At 64.8% G+C, this 23,619-nt stretch carries 19 protein-coding genes; 10 read left to right on the top strand and 9 right to left on the bottom strand.

The window, feature by feature from the left end:
- Positions 1-47: 47 nt before the first annotated feature.
- The 3 genes from AB4061_RS02880 to AB4061_RS02870 form a co-directional block, all read right to left on the bottom strand.
- Complete coding sequence (locus AB4061_RS02880) at positions 48-1,166, bottom strand: saccharopine dehydrogenase family protein (RefSeq protein WP_441630719.1); 1,119 nt, start codon at positions 1,164-1,166, stop codon at positions 48-50.
- Positions 1,167-1,228: 62 nt separating this feature from the next.
- Positions 1,229-2,860, bottom strand: coding sequence for an AMP-binding protein (locus AB4061_RS02875; RefSeq protein WP_441630717.1), 1,632 nt, complete (start codon positions 2,858-2,860; stop codon positions 1,229-1,231).
- Complete coding sequence (locus tag AB4061_RS02870) at positions 2,860-4,143, bottom strand: acyl-CoA dehydrogenase family protein (protein ID WP_441630715.1); 1,284 nt, start codon at positions 4,141-4,143, stop codon at positions 2,860-2,862. The genes AB4061_RS02875 and AB4061_RS02870 overlap by 1 nt, the downstream gene beginning before the upstream one ends.
- A gap of 271 nt (positions 4,144-4,414) precedes the next feature.
- On the opposite strand from AB4061_RS02870, the gene AB4061_RS02865 reads away from it, so the two are divergent.
- Positions 4,415-7,096 carry a LuxR C-terminal-related transcriptional regulator gene (locus AB4061_RS02865; RefSeq protein WP_441630713.1) on the top strand — a complete coding sequence of 894 codons (2,682 nt, stop codon included), beginning with the start codon at positions 4,415-4,417 and terminating at the stop codon, positions 7,094-7,096.
- Positions 7,097-7,208: 112 nt separating this feature from the next.
- Here the strand turns inward: AB4061_RS02865 and AB4061_RS02860 are convergent, their stop codons facing one another.
- The 4 genes from AB4061_RS02860 to AB4061_RS02845 form a co-directional block, all read right to left on the bottom strand.
- On the bottom strand, positions 7,209-9,506 hold the full coding sequence (locus tag AB4061_RS02860) for a molybdopterin cofactor-binding domain-containing protein (protein WP_441630711.1): 2,298 nt from the start codon (positions 9,504-9,506) through the stop codon (positions 7,209-7,211).
- Positions 9,503-9,970, bottom strand: coding sequence for a (2Fe-2S)-binding protein (locus AB4061_RS02855; protein ID WP_441630709.1), 468 nt, complete (start codon positions 9,968-9,970; stop codon positions 9,503-9,505). Before AB4061_RS02855 ends, AB4061_RS02860 begins: the two co-directional genes overlap by 4 nt.
- 93 nt (positions 9,971-10,063) lie before the next feature.
- On the bottom strand, positions 10,064-10,546 hold the full coding sequence (locus AB4061_RS02850; RefSeq protein WP_441630707.1) for a MerR family transcriptional regulator: 483 nt from the start codon (positions 10,544-10,546) through the stop codon (positions 10,064-10,066).
- A 159-nt stretch (positions 10,547-10,705) separates the two neighbouring features.
- Entirely contained in the window at positions 10,706-11,950 is a 1,245-nt protein-coding gene (locus tag AB4061_RS02845) for a saccharopine dehydrogenase family protein (RefSeq protein WP_441630705.1), read from the bottom strand.
- A gap of 390 nt (positions 11,951-12,340) precedes the next feature.
- Between AB4061_RS02845 and AB4061_RS02840 the strand changes: the two genes are divergently transcribed.
- From AB4061_RS02840 to AB4061_RS02830, 3 genes are all read left to right on the top strand, one after another.
- Entirely contained in the window at positions 12,341-13,576 is a 1,236-nt protein-coding gene (locus tag AB4061_RS02840; protein WP_441630703.1) for an NADH:flavin oxidoreductase/NADH oxidase family protein, read from the top strand.
- 198 nt (positions 13,577-13,774) lie between these two features.
- Positions 13,775-15,439, top strand: a complete 1,665-nt coding sequence (locus AB4061_RS02835; protein WP_441630702.1) for an ABC-F family ATP-binding cassette domain-containing protein — start codon at positions 13,775-13,777, stop codon at positions 15,437-15,439.
- 40 nt (positions 15,440-15,479) lie between these two features.
- The gene (locus AB4061_RS02830; RefSeq protein ID WP_441630700.1) at positions 15,480-15,632 is read left to right on the top strand and encodes a hypothetical protein; all 153 of its coding nucleotides are present in this window, start codon (positions 15,480-15,482) and stop codon (positions 15,630-15,632) included.
- Positions 15,633-16,197: 565 nt separating this feature from the next.
- On the opposite strand, the gene AB4061_RS02825 is transcribed toward AB4061_RS02830, so the two are convergent.
- Together AB4061_RS02825 and AB4061_RS02820 are read right to left on the bottom strand one after the other, a co-directional pair.
- Positions 16,198-16,803, bottom strand: a complete 606-nt coding sequence (locus AB4061_RS02825; RefSeq protein WP_441630698.1) for a type VI secretion system amidase effector protein Tae4 — start codon at positions 16,801-16,803, stop codon at positions 16,198-16,200.
- The gene (locus AB4061_RS02820; protein WP_441630696.1) at positions 16,796-17,377 is read right to left on the bottom strand and encodes a PAAR domain-containing protein; all 582 of its coding nucleotides are present in this window, start codon (positions 17,375-17,377) and stop codon (positions 16,796-16,798) included. Before AB4061_RS02820 ends, AB4061_RS02825 begins: the two co-directional genes overlap by 8 nt.
- Positions 17,378-17,825: 448 nt before the next feature.
- Here AB4061_RS02820 and AB4061_RS02815 point away from each other — a divergent pair, with 448 nt between their 5' ends.
- The 6 genes from AB4061_RS02815 (at position 17,826) to AB4061_RS02790 (ending at position 23,605) form a co-directional block, all read left to right on the top strand.
- The gene (locus AB4061_RS02815) at positions 17,826-18,122 is read left to right on the top strand and encodes a hypothetical protein (RefSeq protein ID WP_441630694.1); all 297 of its coding nucleotides are present in this window, start codon (positions 17,826-17,828) and stop codon (positions 18,120-18,122) included.
- 160 nt (positions 18,123-18,282) lie between these two features.
- Positions 18,283-20,268, top strand: a complete 1,986-nt coding sequence (locus AB4061_RS02810) for an IS200/IS605 family accessory protein TnpB-related protein (RefSeq protein ID WP_441630693.1) — start codon at positions 18,283-18,285, stop codon at positions 20,266-20,268.
- A 95-nt stretch (positions 20,269-20,363) separates the two neighbouring features.
- Positions 20,364-21,218, top strand: a complete 855-nt coding sequence (gene serB, locus AB4061_RS02805; protein ID WP_441630692.1) for a phosphoserine phosphatase SerB — start codon at positions 20,364-20,366, stop codon at positions 21,216-21,218.
- A 104-nt stretch (positions 21,219-21,322) separates the two neighbouring features.
- Positions 21,323-21,625: a hypothetical protein gene (locus AB4061_RS02800; protein WP_441630690.1), complete on the top strand. Its 303-nt coding sequence runs from the start codon at positions 21,323-21,325 to the stop codon at positions 21,623-21,625.
- Complete coding sequence (locus tag AB4061_RS02795; RefSeq protein ID WP_441630688.1) at positions 21,625-21,951, top strand: hypothetical protein; 327 nt, start codon at positions 21,625-21,627, stop codon at positions 21,949-21,951. Before AB4061_RS02800 ends, AB4061_RS02795 begins: the two co-directional genes overlap by 1 nt.
- Before the next feature lie 22 nt (positions 21,952-21,973).
- Complete coding sequence (locus AB4061_RS02790; protein ID WP_441630686.1) at positions 21,974-23,605, top strand: PepSY-associated TM helix domain-containing protein; 1,632 nt, start codon at positions 21,974-21,976, stop codon at positions 23,603-23,605.
- Positions 23,606-23,619: the final 14 nt, after the last annotated feature.

Raw genomic sequence — 23,619 nt, 5'->3', positions numbered from 1 at the left:
GCACCGTGCGTGCCATGCCGCACCGGCGCCATCGCGTCATTGCCGCTTCAGAACTGCGTCACGTTCCAGGCCAGGTAGCCCTGCTCTGCCTGGGCACCAATCAGTTCCCGCGCGCCGAAGGCCGCGGCCGGCGAGGCAAAGCCGGTCGCCTTCAGCTTGCCGGCCAGGAGGCGCCGGGTGGCCTCCGCGTTGAAGACGCCGGTCTGTGCATACGGTGAGTTGCCGCGCAGCACGACCGATACCGATGCCGTGTTGCCGCGCCCGAAGCACGACAGCACGCAGCGATTGATGTTGGGGTCTTCGCGCGGAGGCTCCACCGTGGTCATGCCCTTGCCCCAGTCATTGGTGATCTGCTCCCGTTCTTCATGCGGGAGCTGCCGGCAGTCGGCTTCGAACTTCTGCAGCATGCCGAACACTGCCTGGAACGCATCCTGGTTCTTGAAGGACACCAGCGTGCATGCATGGCGCACACGCTCGTCGCCCTCATACCAGACCGGCTCGCCACCACCGCTCCATGGCAAGGCCATGATCGCCGCGTGTTCGCCTGGCACATTGACGGTGTAGGCCGTGGCATAGGGCCATTCGACCAGCGCGCGGTCCTGGATGCGGTACTGCGGATTGGTGCACATGCGCAGGAACGACATGGTCGATGCCACGCTGACCTGCGAGTCGGCCAGATACACGGTTTCCAGCGTGTCGATGCCCGGCGTTTCCAGCGCCAGCTCCGTGGCCAGTACGCCTTCGGCCCACATATAGGAATTCGCCGGGCAGAGCAGCAGGTCGCGCTGGCGGAACTTCTCGCCGAGCTCCCGCTTCAGCAGCAGCATCCAGTCCTGCTCACCGGTGGTGTCGAGATAGTGCGCTCCGGCCTCCAGCGCCGCCTGGACGACCGGCAGCCCCAGTTGCATGAAGGGCCCCACCACATTGATGACGACCTGGCGCCCGGTAAACAGGGACAGCAGGTCGGCGTGCTCGTGCCGCACGCCCACGCAACGGTAGTCGTGGCCTTCCAGTTCCGGAACCAGCGCCATCTGCGCCTCAAGGCGTGCCGGGTCGCGCCCGGCCGCAATGAAGGGAATGCCGGCGGTGGCCAGCTTCCAGGCAATCAGCTTGCCGGTATAGCCGCTTGCGCCATAGACGACGACTTGGTATTGATCGGTACGCATTTTGTGTCTCCTGAGAATCAATGGCGGGCATGGTTTGCCCTGTCCGTTTTGTGTTTTGTGGCTTAAGCCGGTACTTCCTGGAAAACGTTGTCGCGCCGGGCCTGGAACGCTTCCAGCAGGAAGCGTTCCTGTGGCTTCTCCGAAGCCGTCTTGGGTATTTCCGCGATGACCTGGAGGTAGGACGGCACCATGCCGGCACTCAGCCGCTCGCGGCAGCTGGCGAACAGGGCCTGCGGATCAAGCGCCCCGCCGCGTGCGGGCACGATGGCGGCGACCACGTCTTTCTCGCCGGGCGCGCCGGATGCCGCCGGCACGCCGTAGACATAGACGTCGGCCACGTCCTCGCATTCGGCGATGACCCGCTCGATCTCGCCGGGCTGGATGAAATCCCCGTTGTGCCGGATGCCGCCGCCGATGCGGTAGTCGAAGTAGAGCCAGCCGTGCTCGTCGCGGTGCCCGATGTCGCCCATGCGCAGCCAGCCATTGCTGGTCTTTTTCGCGGATGCGTCGGGGTTGTGCAGGTAGGCCACGTCCGCCGGCGTGCCGTTGGCAAGCTGAAAGATCAGTTCCCCTGGCTGGTTGGCCGGGACATCCCGGTCCTGATCGTCGACGACCCGGACATTGAGGAAAGGCGGCGGCTTGCCGATGCTGCCAACCGGCCCTTCGCCCAGGTTGACGCAGAGCCCGCCCTCCACCGCGCCGTAGAACTCGACGATGCGCACGCCGAACCGCTTCGCGAACGCTTCCCAGATGGCGGCGGGCATGCCCGCGCTGATGACAAAGCGCACCGGGTTGTCCGCATCGTTGGCCTTGGGCGGCTCGCTGTAGACCGCGGTGGTCATGCCGCCAAGCAGCGTGAAGGTGGTGCAGCCATACCTGCGGGCGACGTCCCACAGGCGCGACTTGGTGAAGCGCCGGCTGAAAACCGCGCGCATGCCGAGCTTGAGCGTCGCGGCCAGCGTCACGATCTGCGCATTGCCGTGCGTCAGCGAGAGGCCGGTATAGGGACGGTCATCCCGTACATAGCCGAACAGCGGCGCCCACCCCGCGGCAGCGCCGTAGCGCGCGTGCCGCATGACCACGCCCTTGGGATCGCCGGTGGTGCCCGAGGTGTACATGATCTGCATCGGGGCCAGCGGATCCACGCTGCGGACAGTCTGCGTGGCAACCGCCGCGCTCAAGATATCCCCCATTCGCGGATAGTCACCCTGCAGCGGCAGTACCTTCGAGGAATCGGACTCCAGCAGCCAGACCCATTGCAGGTCCGGGACGTCCTGCCTGACCGCCATCAGTGTCTGCACCGCATAGTCGGCACAGATGACGCCCCTGCAGCCCGAATGGCGCAGCATGTAAGCGAGCTTGTCGCCACGGGTGCGGGGATCGATCGGCACGAACACGGTGCCGCTGATCGATGCACCGACCATGGCGTCGACGAATTCGGGGTGGTTCTGCATCAGCAGCGCAAACCTGTCGCCTGGCGCCATGCCTGCCTGGTCGAGGGCGGCCGCGATGCGGCAGCCATTTTCCCAGAGCTGGCGGTAGGTCCTGACCTCGGCGGGGCCGCCCTCGTGGTCGAAGGTCAGCACGTCGCGGTCCGGCTCCGATTCCGCACGGTTGGCAATCAGGTTGGCCAGGATCAGTTCATCGCGCGTGGCCGCGGTGCCAGCTGCCACGCCAGCCTCGGTCGCGCCCATCACACACGCTCCTCGTCGACCAGGTAGGCCCCGCCCTTGATAGCCAGGACCTCGTTGCAGCCATCCTCGATCAGCGATGCCCGCGCGTCGCGCAGGATCTTCTCGATCGGGTACTCGCGCGTCAGGCCATTGCCGCCGAAGATCTGCAGCGCGTCGCTGGCCACCTCGAACGCATGCTGCGTCGAGGTGACCTTGGCCATCATCCCGGCATGCAGCGCGGGCGGATCGTTGGTCAGGTTGTAGTGCACGACACGCTGGGCGAGTGCCCGGGCGCATTCCACCTTACGTGCCAGATGGAACAGGCGGTGGGCCACCGACTGGTGACGGATGATGGGCACGCCGCCCTGCTTGCGCTCATGGGCGTAGTCAAGCGCGAGCTCATACGCGGACCTGGCCGTGCCGGTGAACACGGTGGCCATGATCGAATTGGCGAAGGTGTGGATGGCGTAGACCGCCGTCAGGTAGTCATCGGGGCCGGCGAGCAGGTAGTCCTTCGACAAGCGCACGTTGTCGAAGTAGATCTCGCCCTGGTTGAGCGCGCGCTGGCCCATCTTGTCGAGCGGCTTGCCGCGCGAGACGCCGGGTGCGTCCATCGGTACATAGACCACGCAGCCGCGCCGGCTGTCCGGACCGTTGCCGGAGTCGGCGGCACAGTAGAGGATGCAGACCTCGGCAATGGTGCCGTTGGATACCCACGCGGACTTCTGCCCGTTGATCACGACGGCGTCACCGTCCAGCGTGGCCACGCAATTGGGCCGCCCATAGTTGCCCTGGGGGTGGAAGATCATGCGGTTCGCATCCAGCGAGTCCGAGCCGTGGTCCGGCTCGGTAATGCCCCAGCAGCCAAGCATCGTGTCGGGGAAGCGCTCCATCAGGAAGCGATTGCCGAATGCGGCCGCCATGAAAGCGGGCAGCAGGCCGGCGCCGATCGAGATGGCCAGGCCCGCGTCTCCCCAGCCCAGTTCCTCGAACAACACGCAAAGGACTTGGGCGCGCTCGGACGGCTCGAGTTCGAAGATGGATTCGATGGTGAAGCCCAGGTCGAGGTACTGCTTGCGCGACTTCCAGAACGGCGAGTCAGGCGCGATCACCTCGTCGGGCGTCATCTTGTCGAGCCGGATGCCGACCGGCCGAAGCACCTCTTCGGCAAAGCGGTGCACCGTCTCCTGGACCATGGCCGCCGTCTCGGACAGCGCCGGCTGCGCGCCGAGGGGACCAAGCTTGGGTTTTGGGGATGCCGGCATGGCTGGCGGTTCGACGTCAGGGGTGGCCGTGGCTTTCATGGTGTGTCTCCTTGTGTTCAGGTGTCCGGTCGGTACGTCTGAGGGTGCGTCCGATCTCTGTGCCTGAAGCTTAGGGCGCCGTGACTTGCGCCTGCATCACGCTGAACCGTGAATCGGTGGCTGGCGCGGTGTCACGGAAATCCGTGATTGCCGGTGCGGTGCCCGATATGCCACTGGCGGCTAGCGCCGGGACGCGGTACGCTGGTGACCGCTTGACCGCTTGATCGCTTGATCGCCCCGTCCCCCATGCCGCCAACGTCGAACCGTGCCCATGCTCTCTGGCAACGATCCTTTTTCCGGCCCTGCGCTAAATCCGCTCAAGCTGGCGCCGCCCGGTGAGATCGGGCCAGGCGTCGAGCGAAGTGCCATTGCTGCCACCTGGGCTGACAGCCGCGCCGCCGTGACGCTGGTCTGCGCCCCGGCCGGCTTTGGCAAGACCACGGCGATGCGACAGCTCCTGGTTGCCGCACGGCAGCACGGCGTGCCGGCTGCCTGGCTCAATCTCGACAGCGCTGACAACGACCTGGGCCGGATCACCCCCTATCTCTGGGCAGCCCTGCACACGGCACTGCCTTCGCTGGGAGAAGCACCATCAACCGGCCAGTGGATCGATGCCTCCCGGGGGCTGCCGGGCGGATCCGCCCGGCAGTTGCTCGACGTGCTGTCCCGGGTAGAGACACCCTTTGTGTTGTTCGTGGATGAATTCGAGCTGATTAAGGACAGCAGCGTGTTGTCCCTTTTCAGCGAGCTGGCCTTCAGTCTTGGCCCGGGCCAGCGCCTGGTGCTCGGCTCACGCCACAAGCCTGGCCTGCCGCTCGGGCGCCTGCGCGTGCAACAGCGCCTGCTGGAAATCGACGCGCCGATGCTGCGCTTTGGCGCCGGCGAAGTCCGCGATTACATGACGGGCTGCCGTGGCATTGGCATGGCGGATGCGGACCTGGGCGAACTCCAGGCCCGCACCGAGGGTTGGCCCGCGGCGCTGCAGCTCGCGGCCTCGGCACTGGCCGGGCGCGCAGACTCGCGAGCGTGGCTGCAGCAGCTTTCCGGCACAACCGGGAACCTCGCGGAGTACCTGGCCGAGGACGTGCTGTCCAGGCTGTCCGAGCCCCATCGCCGCTTCGTGCTGCGCTCGTCCATTTTCGAGGCGATCTGCCCCCAGCTCTGCGATGCCGCGTTCGGGAGCGCGGACAGCGCGGACTGGATTGCGCGGAGCGTCCGTGACAATCTCTTCCTGCTGCCGATCGAGGCCGAAGGCGACTGGTATCGATACCATCCCCTGTTCAGGCAGTTCCTTCGTGCACAACTCTCGCGCACCGCCGCGCAGGAACTGGCCGGGCTGCATGTGCGCGCGGCGAACTGGCTGGCATCGACGGCCCGTTACGCCCAGGCCATCGCGCATGCTTCGGCTGCCGGCGATACCGCGCTGACCGCCGATCTGCTCGAACGCTGCGGCATGGATTATGTACGTGGCGGGCAAATGGCCCTGGTGGTGCAGTGGGCCGACACGCTGCCGCACGCCGAACTTGAACGGCGTCCTGCCGTGCTGGCCGCTACCGCGTACGCCATGGTTTTCCTGCACCGGTATGCGGCCGCGGAGCGCCTGCTGGGCGCGCTGGAGAAGCATCCCGGAGCCAGCCACGAGGAAGACGTCACCGTCCTGCGGGTCATGTTGTCAGCCTGGCTGGACCGGATGGACGATGCTGTCCTGGCGGCGCGCACGGCCCTGGCGGGCGCGGGGCTCGCATCGCCCTTTGTCAGCGGCCTGCTCCAGAACGCGGTGGCGTACGGCGATATGCTGCAGGGACGCTTTGTCCCGGCCCGGCATGCCCTGTTGCAGGCAAAGCGCGAGCTCGAGTCCGTCAACGCGATCTACGGATTGACCTACAGCGCCTGCATCGAAGGCATGATCGACATGCTGCAGGGCAATGTCCGCGACGGCCTTGCCCGCTTCAGTGCCATGCTGAACCGCATCGTTGCCAGCGGGCAACGCTACACCAGCTCGGGCCCGGTTGCATGCACGCTGCTGGCTGAAGCACTCTACGAACTTGGCGACAGCGCCGCCGCCGACGCGCTGCTGAGCGAATACCTGCCCCTGATCCGCGACACCTGCCTGCCGGACCACCTGATCGTCGCCCATCGGCTGGCTTCCCGCATCGCGTGGCTGGGCGGCGACGCCGGCAAGGCCCTGGACCAGCTCAACACACTCCAGGGACTTGGCGACGCACGCGGCATCGCACGCTTGGGCATGGCGGCCGCCATCGACAGGAGCCGTCTTGCCTTGCTGGCGGGCGATGTCTCCAGCGCGCGGCATGGATTGGCCGTGGCCGCGTCATTGGCGCCACCTTCCGGTACCCTGATGCGTTACTCGGACGACCTCGACGATCTCGAGATCGCCAGCTTTCGCATTGCGCTGGTGGCCCCCGGCGAAGAAGCCGATGTGGAACGCATCGAAGCCGCACTGCGCCTTGCGGAGCGCAGCGGCCGTGCGCGGCGTGCCGTGCGCCTCGCTTGGCTGCTGGCGCAGGCGCACCATGCCGCGGGCCGGTCTGCGCAAGCACGGATCTGGCTTGAGCGTGCCCTGGCACAGAGCCAGGCGTGGCAGGCGCACCGGATCCTTGCCGATGAGCCGTGGCATCTGCAACCACTGCTTGCATCACTGGCATCGCGGCAGCATGTCTTCGATCCGCGGTACCTTGAGCGACTGGTACAGGCCGCACAGGCCTCATCGCAGCGCGGGACGCCCGTGCGCGGCGAACAGGAAGGCCTGCTCAGCCCTCGTGAACTCCAGATCATCCGGCGCGTCGCCGATGGCCACTCCAACAAGGCCCTGGCGCGTTTGCTGTTTGTTTCGGAAAACACCGTCGAGACACACCTGCGCCGCATCAATGGCAAGTTGGGCACAGGCAACCGGATGCAGGCCGTGGCACGCGCGAGGGAAATCGGACTTCTATGACCGAAATCCTTGGCGAGTGCAATGATCGATATCGCATCCAATATGGATGACGGCTTATGCGTCGACTACGGAGGTTCGAGGGACGCCGCGAAGTATCCACATTGTTTTTGCCTTACCCGATCGGCAGTTGCCGCACCGGTTTGCCGGTGAGCTGGGCGACGGCATGTGCCACGGCCGGTGCGACCGGGGGCACTGCAATTTCACCAACGCCACTGGGCTCGGCCGTGCTGGGCACGAGGTGGGTTTCGATCACCGGTGCCTGCGCCATCGTCAGCAGCGGATAGTCGGGGAAGTTGGCCTGCACGACCTGCCCGTCCTTGATCTGGACCTGGCCGTACAGCGCCGCAGTCAGCCCGAAGATGATCCCGCTTTCCATCTGCTGCGCAACGATGTCCGGATTGACCACCGTGCCGCAGTCCACGGCGCAGACAACGCGATGCACGCGCGGCTTGCCGTCCTTGAGCGATACTTCCGCCACTTGCGCCACCACCGAGCCAAACGCATTGTGCAGCGCGAGCCCACGCGCACGCGGTGCGCCGTCCGCGGCCGGTGCCAGCGGCTGGCCCCAGCCTGCCGCCTGCGCCAGGGTGTCGAGCACCTTCAGCTCGCGCGGGTGCGCCTTGAGCAAGTCGCGCCGCATCGCCAGCGGGTCAAGTTTGGCAGCGGCCGCCACATCGTTCAGGAAGCCCTCCAGGAAGAACCCGGTGTAGGAATGGCCGACGCTGCGCCAGAACCCGATCGGTACCGGCAAATCGACCACCATGTGCGCGATGTGCTCGTGCTCGATCTCGTACGGCAGGTCGAACAGGCCCTCGGCTGCATAGCGGTCAATACCGGCCGACGGCGCGCCGAACAGACGCTCCAGCTCGCCGGCCAGGATCGACTGCCCGGCACTGCGCGAGGCGATGGCCGTCACCTTGCCATTCTCGACGCGTGCCTTCAGCCGTGCGATGGCCTGCGGGCGATAGAAGTCGTGGCGGATGTCGTCTTCGCGCGCCCAGATCACCTGTACCGGGCGGCCCTCGGTCTTGGTGGCGATCGACACGGCCTGGCCGATGAAATCCGACTCCAGCCGCCGTCCGAATCCGCCGCCAATAAGCGTGATGTCGATCCGCACCTGGTCCCGGCTCACACCTGCGGCGCGCGCGGCGACCAGTTGCGCCAGCGTGGCCACCTGGGTGGGCGCCCAGAGCTGCACGCCATCCCTGGTCACCTGCGCCGTGCAGTTGATCGGCTCCATGGCGGCATGCGCCAGGTACGGCACACTGTATTCAGCCTCGACGAGGGTTGCGCCATCCGTCTTGTCAAAGGCCTTCAGGCCATCGCCCATCGAACGGTACGTGTGGCCGCCCTTGTCGCTGTCGAGCGCGCCGACGAGCTGGCGCCGGATGCCCGCGGAATCGAGCGAGGCATGCGGCCCGTTGTCCCAGGCCGGTTCGAGCTTTTCCAGGGCCTGGCGTGCCTGCCAGTAGTGGTCGGCCACCACCGCCACGCCCGGTGCGCCACCCGTCGATCCCTCGAACGGCACGACATAGCGCACGCCGGGCATGGCAAGCGCCGCCTTCGACTGGAAGGTCTTGAGCTTGCCGCCAAACACTGGACACATGACGACCGCCGCATACAACATGCCGGGCGGCCGCGCATCGATGGCAAAGCGTGCGCTGCCATCCGTCTTGGCGGCGATGTCATTGCGCGGTGCAGGCTTGCCAATCAGTCGATATTGCGCAGCCGGTTTGAGCGTGACGCTCGATGGCGGCGCAATGTCGCGCGCCTTCCGCGCGACTGCGGAGAAAGGCATCTGCTTGCCGCCCGGGCCGATGAGCTGGCCTTCGCGCACCGTCACCTGCGCCGCCTGCACGCCCCATTCGCGCGCAGCAGCTTCCACCAAGGCGGCGCGCGCGGTCGCGGCGGCCTCGCGCACTGGCTGCCAGCCATCGGCCACGCTGCTGCTGGCGCCGGTGATGATGAGGCCGATCTCGCGCGCGCTCTTAGCCATGATCCAGTGCAGTGCGCGCGCCCAGGTCTTGTCGGCATCGTCCGGATGCAGCGGCAGCGAGCTGTCGCCCATGGCGACGACATTGCCGTAGATGCGCTCGATGGGCGACGACTCGATGCTCACCCTTGCCAGCGGAATATCGAGCTCCTCGGCGGCCAGCATCGACAGCGCGGTGTGGATGCCCTGCCCCATCTCCACCCGCGGCATGGCGAGGATGACGTTGCCTTCCTGCGTGATCTTGATCCAGCCGTTCAGGGCGATCTGGCCGGACGTTTCAGGAAACACTGCGGGATCGCCAAGCCGGCTGCGCGGGGGCATCACGCCCCAGCCCACCACCAGCGCGCCGCCAAGGCCGAGCGCCCCCAGCAGGAATCGGCGCCGCCCGCGGCGCGGGGTCGTTGCGTTGGCGTTCATGCGCGGCCCTCCCGCAGCGCCTTCGCGGCACGCTTGATGGCGGTGCGCACGCGCGGATAGGTGCCGCAGCGGCACAGGTTGGTGATGGCCGCATCGATGTCGGCATCCCCAGGGTCTGGCTGCCGGGCCAGGAGGTCCGCCGCTGCCATCAGCATGCCCGACTGGCAGTAGCCGCATTGCGGCACCTGTTCGTCAATCCAGGCCTGCTGCAGCGCGTGGCGCTTGCCCGGTGCGCTGGCCAGCCCTTCGATCGTGGTGATGCGCTTGCCGGCCACCGCCGCCACGGGCAGGACGCAGGACCGCACCGCCGCGCCATCCAGATGCACGGTACACGCACCGCAAGCCGCGACGCCGCAGCCGAACTTCGTGCCTGTCAGGTTCAGGTGGTCCCGCAACACCCACAGCAAGGGGGTGGCCGGGTCGCATTCAACGCTGACCGGCTGGTGGTTGACGTCCAGATCCATGTGTTATCTCCTTGCCCTTACCGAAATGCATGCTGGCTTGCCGCGCATGCCGAGCGCGTTGGCCGCGCAGTTGCGCAGACCATCGACGGCCCATTAGCCAGTCCTGCCTGACCGGCGCCGGCTTGCCTTGCGAAGTGTAGTGACATCGCCCGCCCCCAGGGCCGGGCTTTCCATTTCCCCTGACCGCATCCGCGACAGCACCCTCCTCGCGTTGGTGGCGCAGTCAATATCCTCAGGCTTCGCCTCGATCTCCGCCAGCAGTGCGACGAGGTGCGCCTTGCTCTGCGCAAGCCGCGCCTCCAGCGCCTCGATGTCCTGCACCTTGCCGCGGAGCGTTTCAATCAACGAGCCATGCTTCCAGTGCGCCAGGTCGGGCGGTAGCAGCGTACGAATCTCGTCGAGACTAAAACCGGCCTGCTGCGCAGCCGCGATCAGGTCGAGCACCAGCACCGTTTGAGGCGGATAGGTCCGGTAACCGTTCGGCTGACGCTCGACCTTCAACAGGCCGATGCCTTCGTAAAAGCGGATGCGCGAAGGGGCAAGGCCAGTGCGCTCCGCCAGTTCCCCGATCTTCATGCTCGCCACACTCCTCAAACAATTTGAAGTCGCCCTCAAGAATCTCCGGCTCTAACCGTCAGTTAAAACGCGCTACCCAACCTAACGGCAGGGCTCAGCGTTTGGCCAACGCCATCTTGGCTTGCAGGCTGGATGAGCGGGCATCTTTCAGGTGCTTCGTCATATCACCTCGAAGCGCAAACCAGCATGGCGCGTCAGGCGGTCGATAAAGCGCTCGTCGAATATCGTCGCCGGTGTCCAGAAGCCGCCACCGCGCCCGATCTTGGTACCGTTCTTAACGTGGTCCAGTGCCAGACTGGCCGCCGCCTGGCCGAGTATCTTGCTAGTGGAGCCATAACCCGGATCGCGATCACCGGTGACTTTCACACGTAAGGTCTGCCCCCCTTCGGTTCGACCCAGGAAGCGTAGATCGTAGCGACCGGCCAACTGTGCCGCAGGGCTGGGCCCTTCACCGGGCTTGGGCAACAAGAAGCGCTCCATCACGCCGCGTATGGGGCTGATGACGGCTCCCACCATGAACGCACCGAGACCCGCCACGATCGTCAGTGCGGTCAAGCGGCCTTTGAAACCCACCCCTGTCAGCAGCGCTTCGTCATACGTGAACGGATTGCCATAGGCCTTGCCTGACAAGGCGTTGGATCGGTGAACCACGCGCTCATTGATCGCCGCCATGACGAAGGGGGCTATCCAGGCATCGAAGTCAGTATCGAATTCGGCGGCGCTAACGTAGTGCTGGCGTGCCGTGAAACCGTGGCCTCTGGGGCAAAGTGCATAGGGGTTGACCAGCTCCTTGCGCAAGGAAGGATCGGCAGCGGCCTCCTTGACCACATTGATCATGCTGGCCACCGTGCCGCCTGAAGCGCCACCCTTGATTGTCTTGACGCGCATCTTGACATGGGCGGCCGGGGCACCAAAATGCCGCATCGCCTGTCGCTGCAAGAAATAGACGCCCATGTCGGAGGGCACCGAATCGAAGCCGCAGCAATGCACAATGCGCGCCCCCGATTGCCGGGCCGTGGCCTCATATTTCTCGATCATCCGCTTGATCCACTGGGTCTCGCCGGCGAGGTCGCAGTAGTCCGTGCCACTTGCAGCGCACACCTTGATCAGCGGTTCGCCATACAGCGCGTAGGGGCCGACGGTGGACACCACCACCCGGGTCTGCGCGCACAGGGCTCGCAACTGGGCTTCGTCAGCAGCGTCCGCCACGATGATGGGCAGGGACTGCCCCGCCGCGCCCAGCGAGCGCCTGACGTCCTCGAGCTTCGCTTCGGATCGGCCCGCAATGGCCCAGCGCAAGGTTTCAGCCTGACCAGCGAGGTATTCGGCCAGGTACCGCGTCAGGATCTGACCAACAAAGCTGGTGGCGCCAAATACGACGACGTCATAGCCTGGGGCGGTCATGGACGTTTCCTTGCGGCGCTGATTGCCGAGGGGCTGGAATTCAAGCCTTCCGGCTCACCTTCCGTCGGTCCGAATTCGATCCGCGTGAACCGCCTATGCATATTCATTGCGTTTTCTCGATGATTGACCCTGTACGCGGTACCTGAGACAAGCCGATCAACAGTGGGCAGCCAACACTTTAAGGTTAAACACAACTTTAAGGTCAAGCATCCAGATGCGGATAGTTCGGGTTGGTCTCATTTCGGTCACCTTGTGGGGCCAAACAGCCGCCAGTCGGCGTCCAGTTCTCGCAGCCATCCACGGCGATGCTCACACGTCACCTCAAAAAAGGGGTTGACCTTAAAGTTGACTTCAACCTTAAAGTCAAGCCACGACAAACGAGGTGACCCCATGAACGTGTTCGACAAGTTGATCCTCCGTAACGGTTCAACCGTTCCGAATCGCATCGCCAAAGCCGCCATGGAAGAGAACATGGCGGACGCTGACCACGCCCCCTCCGAGGCGCTGATGCGCCTGTACAAGGCTTGGGCAGAGGGGGGTGCCGGCCTGCTGATGACCGGCAATGTGATGGTGGACAGCCGTGCCATGACAGGGCCCGGCGGCGTCGTGCTGGAAGACGCCAGGCACCTGGACCGGTTCAAGCGCTGGGCACGGGTCGGCCGATCCAAGGAGGCGCAGTTCTGGCTGCAGATCAACCATCCCGGCCGCCAGATGCCTGCCAATCTGGGGCAGCCCACCTGGGCTCCCTCCGCTGTGGCAATGAACCTGGGCAATATGTCCAAGCACTTCAACACGCCGCAGGCGATGACGCAGGAGGTTATCGAGGACGTGATCCAGCGCTTTGCCCGTACGGCGCAACTGGGGGAACAGGCAGGTTTCACGGGCGTCGAAATTCACGCGGCGCACGGCTACCTGCTGAGCCAATTCCTCTCGCCGCTGAGCAACCAAAGAACAGATGCGTGGGGTGGCCCGCTGGAGAACCGCGCCCGCCTGCTCTTTGAGATCGTCAAGGCCGTACGCGCCGTGGTTTCGCCCGGATTCGCAGTTGCCGTCAAGCTGAACTCCGCCGACTTCCAACGTGGCGGCTTCAGCGCGGATGACGCCCGCCAGGTTGTGAAGCTGCTCAACGAGCTCGCCGTTGACCTGGTCGAGTTGTCGGGAGGCAGCTATGAGGCCCCGGCCATGCAGGGTGACGCCCGCGACGGCAGCACGCTCGCCCGCGAGGCCTACTTTGTCGAGTTCGCCCACGACATCCGCGCGGTGGCGAAGATGCCGGTGATGGTCACAGGCGGCATCCGCCGTCGGCCGGTGGCCGAGCAAGTGGTCAAGAGCGGCGTGGACATGGTTGGCATCGGGACCGCCCTGGCCATCGACCCCAATCTGCCGCGCGACTGGCGTGCGGGCAAAGACAGTGCGCCTGCGTTGCTGCCGATCAGTTGGAAGAACAAGCCGCTGGCCTCATTGGCCAATATGGCGGCAGTCAAGTTTCAACTGCGCAAGCTCAGCCGGGGCAAGGCCACTGATCCCAAGGTGTCACCGCTGCGCGCGCTGATCCTGCAGCAGGTGTCCAACGCATGCCGCGTCCGCCAATACCGGCGCTGGATGGCTCAGCGCGTCCATGCCTGACAGTCTGACTGAAGGAGCCGTCATTCACCGCCATGTTCGCTGGCCCCGCAGCCGGAACGCCCCGTGTGCCAGGAGACGCCTTGCTTTGTGGCCGATGTGCGCCGCAAAGCGCAAGCGGCTCTCACGCGTGCAGCCAGAAAAGCGACAGCCCTGCACGCCGGTCGGCTATCATGCCATTCCTCTCCGAAGTGGCCCCCTATGATTTCCGTCCGTAATGTCACGCTGCGTCGTGGCGTCAATGTCGTACTCGACCTCGCGTCCGTCACTTTCAACCCCGGCGAAAAGATTGGTCTTGTCGGCCGCAATGGCGCCGGCAAGTCGTCCTTCTTCGCCCTTCTCAACGGCACGCTGCACGAAGACAGTGGCGAGTTCTCGATTCCCGCTGCATGGAAGATGGGCCAGGTCGCGCAGGAGATGCCGGAGACCGAGCAGAGCGCGACCGACTTCGTAGTCGAGGGTGACACCGCGCTGTTGGCCGCGCAGGCCGAAGTAGCCGCCGCCGAGGCCAGCGACGACGGCATGCGCATGGCGCACGCCTACATGGCCCTGCACGACGCCGGTGCACACGATGCCCCCGCACGTGCCCAAGCGCTGATCCTGGGCCTTGGCTTCAGTGCTGCGCAGCTGAGCCAGCCGGTCAACAGTTTCTCCGGCGGCTGGCGCATGCGACTGCAACTGGCGCGCGCGCTCATGTGCCCGTCCGACCTGCTGCTGCTCGACGAACCGACCAATCACCTGGACCTCGACGCGCTGGTCTGGCTGGAAGCCTGGCTCAAGCGCTATCCAGGAACCCTGGTAGTGATCAGCCACGACCGCGAGTTCCTCGACGCGGTGACGCAGGTGACGGTGCACGTCGACAATGCCAAGCTCGTGCGTTATGGCGGCAACTACAGCAAGTTCGAAGACATGCGCGCTGAGCAACTCATATTGCAGCAGGCCGCGGTGGCCAAGCAGGCAGACAAGATCGCCCACCTGCAGAAGTTCATCGACCGTTTCAAGGCCAAGGCCTCGAAGGCGAAGCAGGCGCAGAGCCGGGTCAAGGCGCTCGAACGCATGGAGAAGATCGCACCGGTGCTTGCCGACGCAGAGTTCACCTTCGAGTTCAAGGAGCCGCTCAACGTCCCGAACCCGCTGTTGTCGATGCTGGACGCGAGCTTCGGCTACCCGGCGCCGACCGACGCACTGCCGGGCACGCCGCCCACGGTCATCGTGCGGGGCATCAATCGTTCCGTGCTGGCCGGGCAGCGCATCGGCATTCTCGGTGCCAACGGTCAAGGCAAGTCCACGCTGGTGAAGACGGTGGCGCACGCGCTGGCGCCGATTTCCGGCGAAATCAGCGAAGGCAAAGGCCTGAATATCGGCTACTTCGCACAGCAGGAACTCGACGTGCTGCGCCTGCTCGACACGCCGATGGAACACATGATCCGCCTTGCCAAGGACACGCCGGCGCACATGCGCGCCCCCGGCCAGAGTGGCACCGAACAATCCCTTCGCACCTTCCTCGGCACATTCAGCTTCAGCGGCGACATGGTCCATCAGGCGGTTGGCACGATGAGCGGCGGTGAAAAGGCGCGGCTCGTGTTGTGCATGATCGTGTGGCAGCGCCCCAACCTGCTGCTGCTCGACGAGCCTACCAACCACCTCGACCTGGCCACACGCGAAGCGCTAGCCATGGCGCTCAACGAATTCGAAGGCACTGTGATGCTGGTCAGTCACGACCGGGCCCTGCTGCGCGCCGTATGCGACGAGTTCTGGCTGGTCACCAAGGGCGGCGTCGAGCCCTTCGACGGGGATCTGGACGACTACCAGCAGTTCCTGCGCGACGAAGCCCGTCGCATGCGCGAGCAGGCTGCCGCAGAGTAGGAGGTCATCGCCTGAAATGGTGAGCTTCACAGGATTCAGCGTGAAGGTCACCATTGAGCGCCTCGAGACTGATACGAACTTCGGCGCCGAGATCGTTCTCGGACTCACTTCGCCCACTTTGTTTCGCTGGATCGAACGGCAGAGATGGGGTGAGGATTCAACCGGTCAACGCAACACACTGAAGGCTGCGTGAGCAGTGAGGGGTGTTGCATCGACCGGTTGAATCCTCATTCGGAAGCTGACGCCGGAGCCGTGCTGGGGCGAACGACGGCGGCGGGTCGGTTGCCATCGTTGCGACAATCAGCCGCTCCCGGCCATGGCCGGCCCTCGCTAGGCAGCACTCCCGCGTGCGGTCAGATGCCACTGAACTGCCCCGGATTAGTGGGCGAGAAGTGGTAAACAGGGCCTTACCCTAAGCCGCTACAGCGCAACAATTCTAGTGGCGGCGAATGCCACTGCCCAATGTGTGAGAATCGCCGCCATTAACGCCGCGACTAGCGGGCCGGTTCTCTCGACGCGCGTGCTTAGCACGAACCCCAACACGCCAAACAGAACCGGTGGAACGGGTATCAACAGGATCAAGCCAAACAGCATCCGCGCATCAGCAGGGCACACGTCTATTCCAACGCATGTCCCAGGCTGCGGCGTGCATAGCCGCAGGAACATGTCACAGAGGTACGCATCAATGACGGAAGATCCGACGACACTTGCCAAGCCGACGCCGACAAATGCGATCGTCACGACGAAGCGCCACCTGCTCACTTGATTTCCCAAAAGAGTATCTCCGTTGATCGACCGAGGTCCGACCATCCATAGCGGGTGCCGGGAAAGAACGCATCCCACCCCAAGCTGCGGCCGATTGTTGAAACGACGCCGGGAGTACTGCTGATCGTCAGCCGCGACCCATTCCACAGGTCAATGTGACCGCCGCTAGCGTTCCCAGCCGTTTCGCCATCGCGCCTCCAATAGTTCCTGAACGCAACGATACCAGTGCGTCCCGCGATCTTCTTTTGCCAATCAGACCCGTTGATGTTTTCCGGTGCGCCGATGCCAGCCATTGGCTTGAGCCGCAGCCAGTTCGCCATCTCGGAAGCCAGAACGGCTGTGCGCTTTCCTTCCAGGCGAATCTGGCCCTTGCCGCGGAACGACTTCATCTCGATGCCAACCTTGTGCAGGGTGACGCTCATCCGAATCGCGCATTGATTTTCAAAGCCCGCCGGCACATCTCCTGTCTTGGGATCGACGTATGGCGTTCCTCCCGGATAGGCCGCCCACAATTCGGAAAATGTGACCCTCCTGAGCGGCACCTCGGCCTGGGAGTCCACTTTTGTATTGGTTGGCACCAGTTTTTTCTTGTTAGCCATCCTCGTCTCCAAGGTGCTTTGCGAGCGCTTCATCCCCCCAATAGACTGTCAACGAACCGGTGGTCATCGTAGCAATGCGAGGCAGCCGGCCCTGCTCATCCGTGTGGCCAAACAATCCGCGGCCATCTGACGTTTCCACAAAATACGGGTAATCGGCAATGGGCCCGCTCGGGCTCACCGCTATCACCAGTTCGTCGAAGCTCTCCGGTACCGGCACTCCCGTAGTTGTGAATCCCGCATTACCGGAGCCGCGCAACCCGGATGCCCCGGCGCGCGCCCCCATATCCTCGAACCACTTTTCGCCGGCAACCAAAGCAACGATGCGCGGCGGCGTGGGGCACCGGCACAGGACAACATCGCCGTCCAGGGCAACCTCGCCCATGAACTGCATCCGGCGCGGCCCGCCCGCCTTCGCAATCGTGCCGGTGCTCTTGCAAGCTTCGCAGTAAGCCTGGCCTCCGATCAGTGCGGCCTGGTGGCCGGGATCACCAAAGGTACAAGCTGGGCCTGCATAGGGCAGGATCTTCCCACCGGGCTCCAGTACGTCGCCAACGCAGGCAATTCTTCGCCTCATGGTTGGACCTCCCGAATGTCGATGTGCTGTTTGTCTTCCTGCATATGATCTCCCTCGGGATGGGTTATGTGCGCAAATGCGCCCCCCCCATTTGGGCGTACTGCATCACGGAGATCAATGAGACTGGTCCGAATTTGTACTGAGAAATTTCTTTGTCTGTGCTGCACGTTTCCTACATGGGATCTGAGAGCGGTACCGACCACACCGACCCAAAGCCCCACTCGACGATCTCACGCTATACTCTCTCTCGTCGCTGCAACCACAGCGACCGGGATTGGAAGCCCGAACAAAGGCGGACCGCGCCGCCGCCTGGCGTTTTCATTGACAGGAGACCGCACCATGCGCCTCTTTGCATTCGACCATTCCGGCTTCCCACCCGCATGCTCAGCGTCACCCCTTTCCATCGCCGTCCTCCGCAAAGCGCAAGCAAAGCACAAGGAGACGCCCAATGGATAACCCCCGCCAACACACCCGCTACGGCCTCACCGCCGAATACCGCAACGCGGACATCCACCTGAGTTCACGGGTGCTCTGCGAAACCCCGCTGAGCCTGGCCGTCGAAAAATCGGCCCAGCTCTGCGCCCTGCTCTTCCTGACCCGTGACAATGCCGAATCCGGCGTCTTCGGCGACCTGAACCCGGAGATCCAGAACCGGGTTCTGTCGCTGGCCGCCGGACTGGCGCATGAGACGCTGGTGTTGAGCGAACTGGCCGCGCAGTGCGAGGCTAACGTGCAAGTAGCGTAGTGTGATGAGGGCTGGCCTGCGGGCCAGCCCCATACCTCGACGAGCACGATAGAACACAGCCGCCTACACGGACCGTGAGGTGTCGCAGAGAAATTCCTTGCGCTAGCCCGCGCTTCGAATACGATGTGGTCCTGATTCTCAAACGGCACTCTTTTCTGGCATGACACAAGGCAAGGCAGACCACACGGCGCACGAATGGTTCGACTCCATCGAGCAGCGCGTTGTCGTGCTCGCGAAGCCCGTTGGCCACTTGCTGGAGTGCTGTCTCGCGCTGACCCTGCAGTGCAAGAATCTGCGCAACACGATCCACTATGTCGTGCGCAATGTCCTTACCGCCTACACATGGGATGTCAGTAGCGAATGCTGGCGGCGGAAGAGCGAACTTCACACCGCGCAACAGGCGGCGATCGACTGCTTCAGCCAGGTAATCAAAGAGCTAAACGCCGCCCGCGAAGCGAAGTACCTGGCGATCAAGGACGCTGGCGGCGAGAAGGCCGACAAGGCAAAGCTCACCATCATCCCGGAGCTCGGCCTGACCGTGCAGAACATCTATCGCACTGCCATCGACCTGACGGTGCTAGACAACGTCGCCAAGCTCTGGCCCGATCAGCATGGCAACGTGGTCTATCGCCGCCTGCCGGCCAAAGCCGCCCAACTTGTCGTGGCCCGCTATAAGGATGGGTGGTCCGGATACTTCGAGGCGAAGAAGGTCTATGAGGCCAAGGGGCCTGGCGCCGCTGCCATGACGGGGGCACCGAAGCCGCCCAACTACCTGGCCAAACGCGAGCACTTCGTCCTGGAACTGCCGCTGACGCAGATCGGGCCAACGCTGATCGGTCTCGGTGATCGAAAAATCCCGGTCAACTTTGAGGAATCCCTGTCGCTGACAGCCGGGCAAATGGAGGCGTGGAACGCCTACCGAGTCGGCGAGCAAGTGGAGCGTGCCTGCGCAAAGCGCGGCATTCTGGCCAGCGCGGCGCAGCACTTGCGCATGGTTCCTAAGGGGAAATCCGTCAAGTTCGAGGTTGTGGTGCGGGTGAAAAGCCGGATCCCGTCAACGTCGCTGCTTGCGCAAATGAAGCAGTCGTTGGGCAAGGTGATGGACGGCTCAGCCAGCAGACGAAACGAGGCCTTGCGTGGTGCGGTGGCGAGCGTCGATGTCCCGGCCGCCGGCGGCGATCGCGGACTGAACAATACCCTGACGCTCGCCTTCACGACCGGTCACAACGCAGAAGTCATCAGCGGTGGCAGGCTCGATGAGGTACTGGGTCGACTGGACGAGGCGCTCGATAACCTGAAGTCAAAGCTGACCACACCAGAGGTCCGGGCGCTACAGCAACGTAAGGAGGATCTGGCGTTGGCGGGGTCCAGCCTCACGCGTCGCGAGCGCATCGAGTTCACGCAAGGGCTGAAGGCGATCTATGCTAACCCGGAGTATCGGGAACTGCGTGGCGCGCGGGAGCGCTGGCTGAACGATTACTTCCATAAGCTGAGCCGTGGCGTGGTGAACCTTTGCGCTAAGCGCGGCGTGCAGGTGATTGCTCTGGGGCAGAACAAGGGCTGGAAGGTCGAGTCGAACATGGGCGTCACGCAAAACCGGCGCTTGGGGCGGGCGCCGCTGACGCGCCTGATCGAGATGATCCGCTACAAGGCGGAAGCCCTCGGCATGGTTGTCGTGACGACCGAGGAGTCCTACACCAGCAAAACGAGTTTCGTCAGCAACGAGCCGCTGCGAAGTTTCGAAGAGGAAAAGCCGAAAAGGCAGAGGAATCAAAAGAATCTTGAGGCTGCCTCGCAGCCGCTGTCGGCGCAAGCCGGCACACCCAAGGCCCAGCCAACTGCGTTGGGCCGGCGTCTGAAGGACAAAGAACGGAATACGTTCGTCAATAACCAGGAAACCGGACGCCTGGCGCGTGTGCATGCGGATGTGAATGGTGCATTCAACGTTTTGAGAAAGGTATTTAAAGGCTTCGCTCACCACCGTAAGCTGAGCCTGAACTACCGGCTATCACGCGTGAGCCCGAGGCTTGGGCTCACTGCCATTCGGTTGACGGGCGGAGGCCGTTCCTCCGATTTGGGAACAGCGGGGAGCAGTAACAGGCGAAGTCCCCGCGACTTCATACTCTCAGCTCGCGCTGCGGAATGATGAAACAAGCCTACAATAGCGGTCTTCGCCGCTGCTGCGGCTCGCATCCCGCATTTACCGCCATCGGCCGCCCGGCCCGGCCCTGCATTCGCGCCATGTCCCTGATTCTGCAAAGTCCCGCCCCGCTGTCCGCCAACGATATCGACGCCATCCGCGCCATCGCCCAGGCTCCCACGCTCGCGCTGCGCGCCGAGTCCGTGGCGGCCGCCGATGCCAGCGCCGCGCTGACGCCCGCCCTGCGCGAAGCGCTGGACGCCTACTGCGGCCCGCGCAGCATCGACTGGGCCATCGTGCCCGCCGGCCGCAAGCTCTCGGACTTCAAGCTGGTGGCGATGGATATGGACTCCACGCTGATCACCATCGAGTGCATCGACGAGATCGCCGATTTCTGCGGCCTCAAAGCGGAGGTCTCGGCGATTACCGAGGCCGCCATGCGTGGCGAGATCACCGACTTCAACGAGAGCCTGCGCCGCCGCGTGGCCCTGCTCAAGGGGCTGGACGCCAGTGTGCTGGACCGTGTCTATGAAGAACGCCTGCGCCTGTCGCCCGGCGCGGAGAACATGCTGCAGACCGTGCAGGCCCTGGGCATGCGCACCTTGCTGGTTTCGGGTGGTTTTGTGCATTTCACCGAAAAACTCAAGCCCCGCCTGAAGCTCGACGTGACCCGCGCCAATACGCTGGAGATCGTCGATGGCAAGCTCACCGGCCAGGTGCTGGGCGAGATCGTCAATGCCGACGTCAAGGCCCGCACGGTGCAGGAAGTGTGCGCGCAGATCGGCGCGGACCCGTCCCAGGCCATCGTCATGGGCGATGGCTCCAACGACCTGAAGATGATGGCCGTGGCCGGCCTGTCGGTGGCTTTCCGGGCCAAGCCCGTGGTGCGTGCGCAAGCCAGCGTGGCATTCAACCACGTTGGGCTGGATGGCTTGCTCCAGCTTTTCCCGCATTAACTGCCGCTGCCTGCGCCCGGCACAGGCGGGCTCCACGCAGCGCGCTTGCGAATTGAAATACGAATTATTATCATCTGGCTTTGTAAGAAATTACTGAGCCCGCCATGCAAGTGTTTGCCGTGCTGCTGGGGTTGGGTGGCGCATGCTGCCTGTACCTGGCATCGCCCAACCAGCGGCTGTTGCTGCTGCCGCTATCCGTGCCCGCCACGGCACGAAGCCGCCGTGCGCGCCTGTGCTGGCTGGCCACCCTTTCGATCGCCGCCTCGGCGTGGGCATGGAGCCTGACGCAGGGCTGGCCGGCCGCGATCGCGGCTACGCTCGCCACGGTTGGCACCGGCCTGTCCTTGTGGCCTTTTGCCGGTGCTTACCGCGATGCGCGGCGCCAGCGCCTCGCCCAGGCCGGCTGATGAAAGCCGCCTCCACTCCCCAAAACGTCCGCAGCAACCGCAAACCCAAGCCTGGCATGGGCACCAAGTGGCTGGCCGGCACCCTGCTGGGCCTGCCGCTGGCGGTCGCGCTATCCGCCCTTGGCGTCATCTGGCTGCCCGGCGGCTGGCAAAGCGGCGCCATCGGCGCGATCCTCGCCTGCCTGCCGATCTGGGTGGCCATCCTCTGCGCCAGCCTGCTCTTGCCCACCAGCCGCGCGGCCTGGCTCTGGCTCGCGGCTGGCAACCTGATCGCTTACGGCGGACTGTGGGCATGGCGCCTGCTGCTTACCCCCGGCGCGGCATGAACCAGCGCACCAGGAACCCCGCATGAAAGCCGCAACCCTGCGCTTGTACCAAACCCTGCACACCTGGGTCGGCCTGATGGCCGGCTGGGCCCTCTTCATCGCTTTCTTCGCTGGCGCGATCACCGTCTTCCACGAAGAACTGCACGCCTGGCAATCGCCGCAGCGCACCGCCGCGCATAGCCCGGCCACCCAGCCGGCCAACCCTGCCGCGCTCGACCGCTTCATGCAGGCCCTGGTGGCGGCGCATCCCACGAGCGCAGCCAGCGCCTACGTGACGTTGCCGACGGAGCACGAGCCTGGTTTCACGGCCTACTGGCAGGGCCAGGCCGGCGAGTGGCACATCACTACCTCCGCCATGATTGACGGGGGCAAGACCACGCCCAAGGACATCGCGCTCGACGCGGCGCCCGAAGAATTGGCAGCATTCATCAACAGCCTGCACTACACGCTCGGCGTGCCAGTGGCCGGCGGCTACTTCATGGGCGTTATCGCGGTGCTGTATGGGCTGGCGCTGGTGTCGGGCGTGCTGCTGCACCTGCCGCGGCTCAAGCCCGACCTGTTTGCCATCCGGCCGGGGCGCAATCTCAAGCGCTTCTGGATGGATGCGCACAACGTCGTCGGACTGTTCAGCCTGCCCTTCCACCTGGTGTTCGCCATCACCGGCGCGGTGCTATGCCTGGGCTTGGTGCTGGTGATGGTGTTCAACGTCATGGCCTTCGATGGCAAACTGTCCGAGGCGTTGCCGCGCCTGACCACCGCCTCGCCGGAACTGAAGGCATCGGGCCGCGCAGCGCAGCCCCTGCCGGCCGCTACGTTGCTGGCGGCGGCACGCGCCAGCGCGGGTGAGCGGTTCACGCCGCTGTCGGTGCGCTATCAGCACTACGGCGACGCCAACGCGTTGGTCGAGATTCGCGGCGACAGCGCACGCGTCCTTGGCAACTACGGGTCGGTGTCGGTACGCGCTGCCGCCGGCCAGCCGGACAGCGGCAGCGTGCTGGCGGACCAGACCGCCGCCGGGCGCGACAGCAACCATGCCATCTTCAGCATGATCTACGCGCTGCACTTTGGCACCTACGGCGACCTGGCCCTGCGCCTGGTCTACCTGCTGGCGGGACTGGCAGGGGCCTTCCTGTTCTATTCCGGCAACCTGCTGTGGATCGAATCGCGCCGCAAACCCCGGCAGCAGGCGCAGCCGCGCGTGCACCGTCTGCTGGCGCAGGCGACGGTCGGCGTGTGCATCGGTTGCTGCATCGGCGTGGCGGCGGCCTTCTGCAGCGCCCTGCTCTGGCCCGCGTGGGCTTCCAGCCACACCTACTTCCCGGTCTTTTTCGCGGCCCTTGGGTGGGCTCTGTTACGTGCGCCGGCACGCGCCGCGATCGAGCTGCTGTGGGCCGCGGCCGTTGCCGCATTGCTGGTGCCGCTGGTCAATGCGCTGGTGACAGGGGACTTCCTGTGGCGCGCCGCGCTGGCCGGGCACTGGGCCGTGGCGGGCTTCGATATCGGTGCGCTGGCGCTGGCCTGCGGCTTTGCCGCGCTGGCCTGGGTGACGCAGCGCCGTGCGCGCAACGGCCTGCCCAACTCGGTGTGGGCCATGCAAAGGAAGCCTCGCCCTGATGTGGCGGACACTGCCGCAGTGGGATCGACGGCTGGCTAGGATGACAAAAAGGC

It is taken from the genome of Cupriavidus sp. YAF13 (assembly GCF_052113425.1).
GTDB lineage: Bacteria > Pseudomonadota > Gammaproteobacteria > Burkholderiales > Burkholderiaceae > Cupriavidus.
Note: the sequence above shows the minus strand (reverse complement) of the source record. Positions and strands in the feature narration are given on the sequence as shown.

Excerpts from the sequence above, each read along its gene's own strand:
- AB4061_RS02880 (WP_441630719.1), bottom strand. The coding sequence starts at position 1,166 with ATGCGTACCGATCAATACCAAGTCGTCGTCTATGGCGCAAGCGGCTAT.
- AB4061_RS02875 (WP_441630717.1), bottom strand. The coding sequence starts at position 2,860 with ATGGGCGCGACCGAGGCTGGCGTGGCAGCTGGCACCGCGGCCACGCGC.
- AB4061_RS02870 (WP_441630715.1), bottom strand. The coding sequence starts at position 4,143 with ATGAAAGCCACGGCCACCCCTGACGTCGAACCGCCAGCCATGCCGGCA.
- AB4061_RS02865 (WP_441630713.1), top strand. The coding sequence starts at position 4,415 with ATGCTCTCTGGCAACGATCCTTTTTCCGGCCCTGCGCTAAATCCGCTC.
- AB4061_RS02860 (WP_441630711.1), bottom strand. The coding sequence starts at position 9,506 with ATGAACGCCAACGCAACGACCCCGCGCCGCGGGCGGCGCCGATTCCTG.
- AB4061_RS02855 (WP_441630709.1), bottom strand. The coding sequence starts at position 9,970 with ATGGATCTGGACGTCAACCACCAGCCGGTCAGCGTTGAATGCGACCCG.
- AB4061_RS02850 (WP_441630707.1), bottom strand. The coding sequence starts at position 10,546 with ATGAAGATCGGGGAACTGGCGGAGCGCACTGGCCTTGCCCCTTCGCGC.
- AB4061_RS02845 (WP_441630705.1), bottom strand. The coding sequence starts at position 11,950 with ATGACCGCCCCAGGCTATGACGTCGTCGTATTTGGCGCCACCAGCTTT.
- AB4061_RS02840 (WP_441630703.1), top strand. The coding sequence starts at position 12,341 with ATGAACGTGTTCGACAAGTTGATCCTCCGTAACGGTTCAACCGTTCCG.
- AB4061_RS02835 (WP_441630702.1), top strand. The coding sequence starts at position 13,775 with ATGATTTCCGTCCGTAATGTCACGCTGCGTCGTGGCGTCAATGTCGTA.
- AB4061_RS02825 (WP_441630698.1), bottom strand. The coding sequence starts at position 16,803 with ATGGCTAACAAGAAAAAACTGGTGCCAACCAATACAAAAGTGGACTCC.
- AB4061_RS02820 (WP_441630696.1), bottom strand. The coding sequence starts at position 17,377 with ATGAGGCGAAGAATTGCCTGCGTTGGCGACGTACTGGAGCCCGGTGGG.
- AB4061_RS02815 (WP_441630694.1), top strand. The coding sequence starts at position 17,826 with ATGGATAACCCCCGCCAACACACCCGCTACGGCCTCACCGCCGAATAC.
- AB4061_RS02810 (WP_441630693.1), top strand. The coding sequence starts at position 18,283 with ATGACACAAGGCAAGGCAGACCACACGGCGCACGAATGGTTCGACTCC.
- serB (WP_441630692.1), top strand. The coding sequence starts at position 20,364 with ATGTCCCTGATTCTGCAAAGTCCCGCCCCGCTGTCCGCCAACGATATC.
- AB4061_RS02800 (WP_441630690.1), top strand. The coding sequence starts at position 21,323 with ATGCAAGTGTTTGCCGTGCTGCTGGGGTTGGGTGGCGCATGCTGCCTG.
- AB4061_RS02795 (WP_441630688.1), top strand. The coding sequence starts at position 21,625 with ATGAAAGCCGCCTCCACTCCCCAAAACGTCCGCAGCAACCGCAAACCC.
- AB4061_RS02790 (WP_441630686.1), top strand. The coding sequence starts at position 21,974 with ATGAAAGCCGCAACCCTGCGCTTGTACCAAACCCTGCACACCTGGGTC.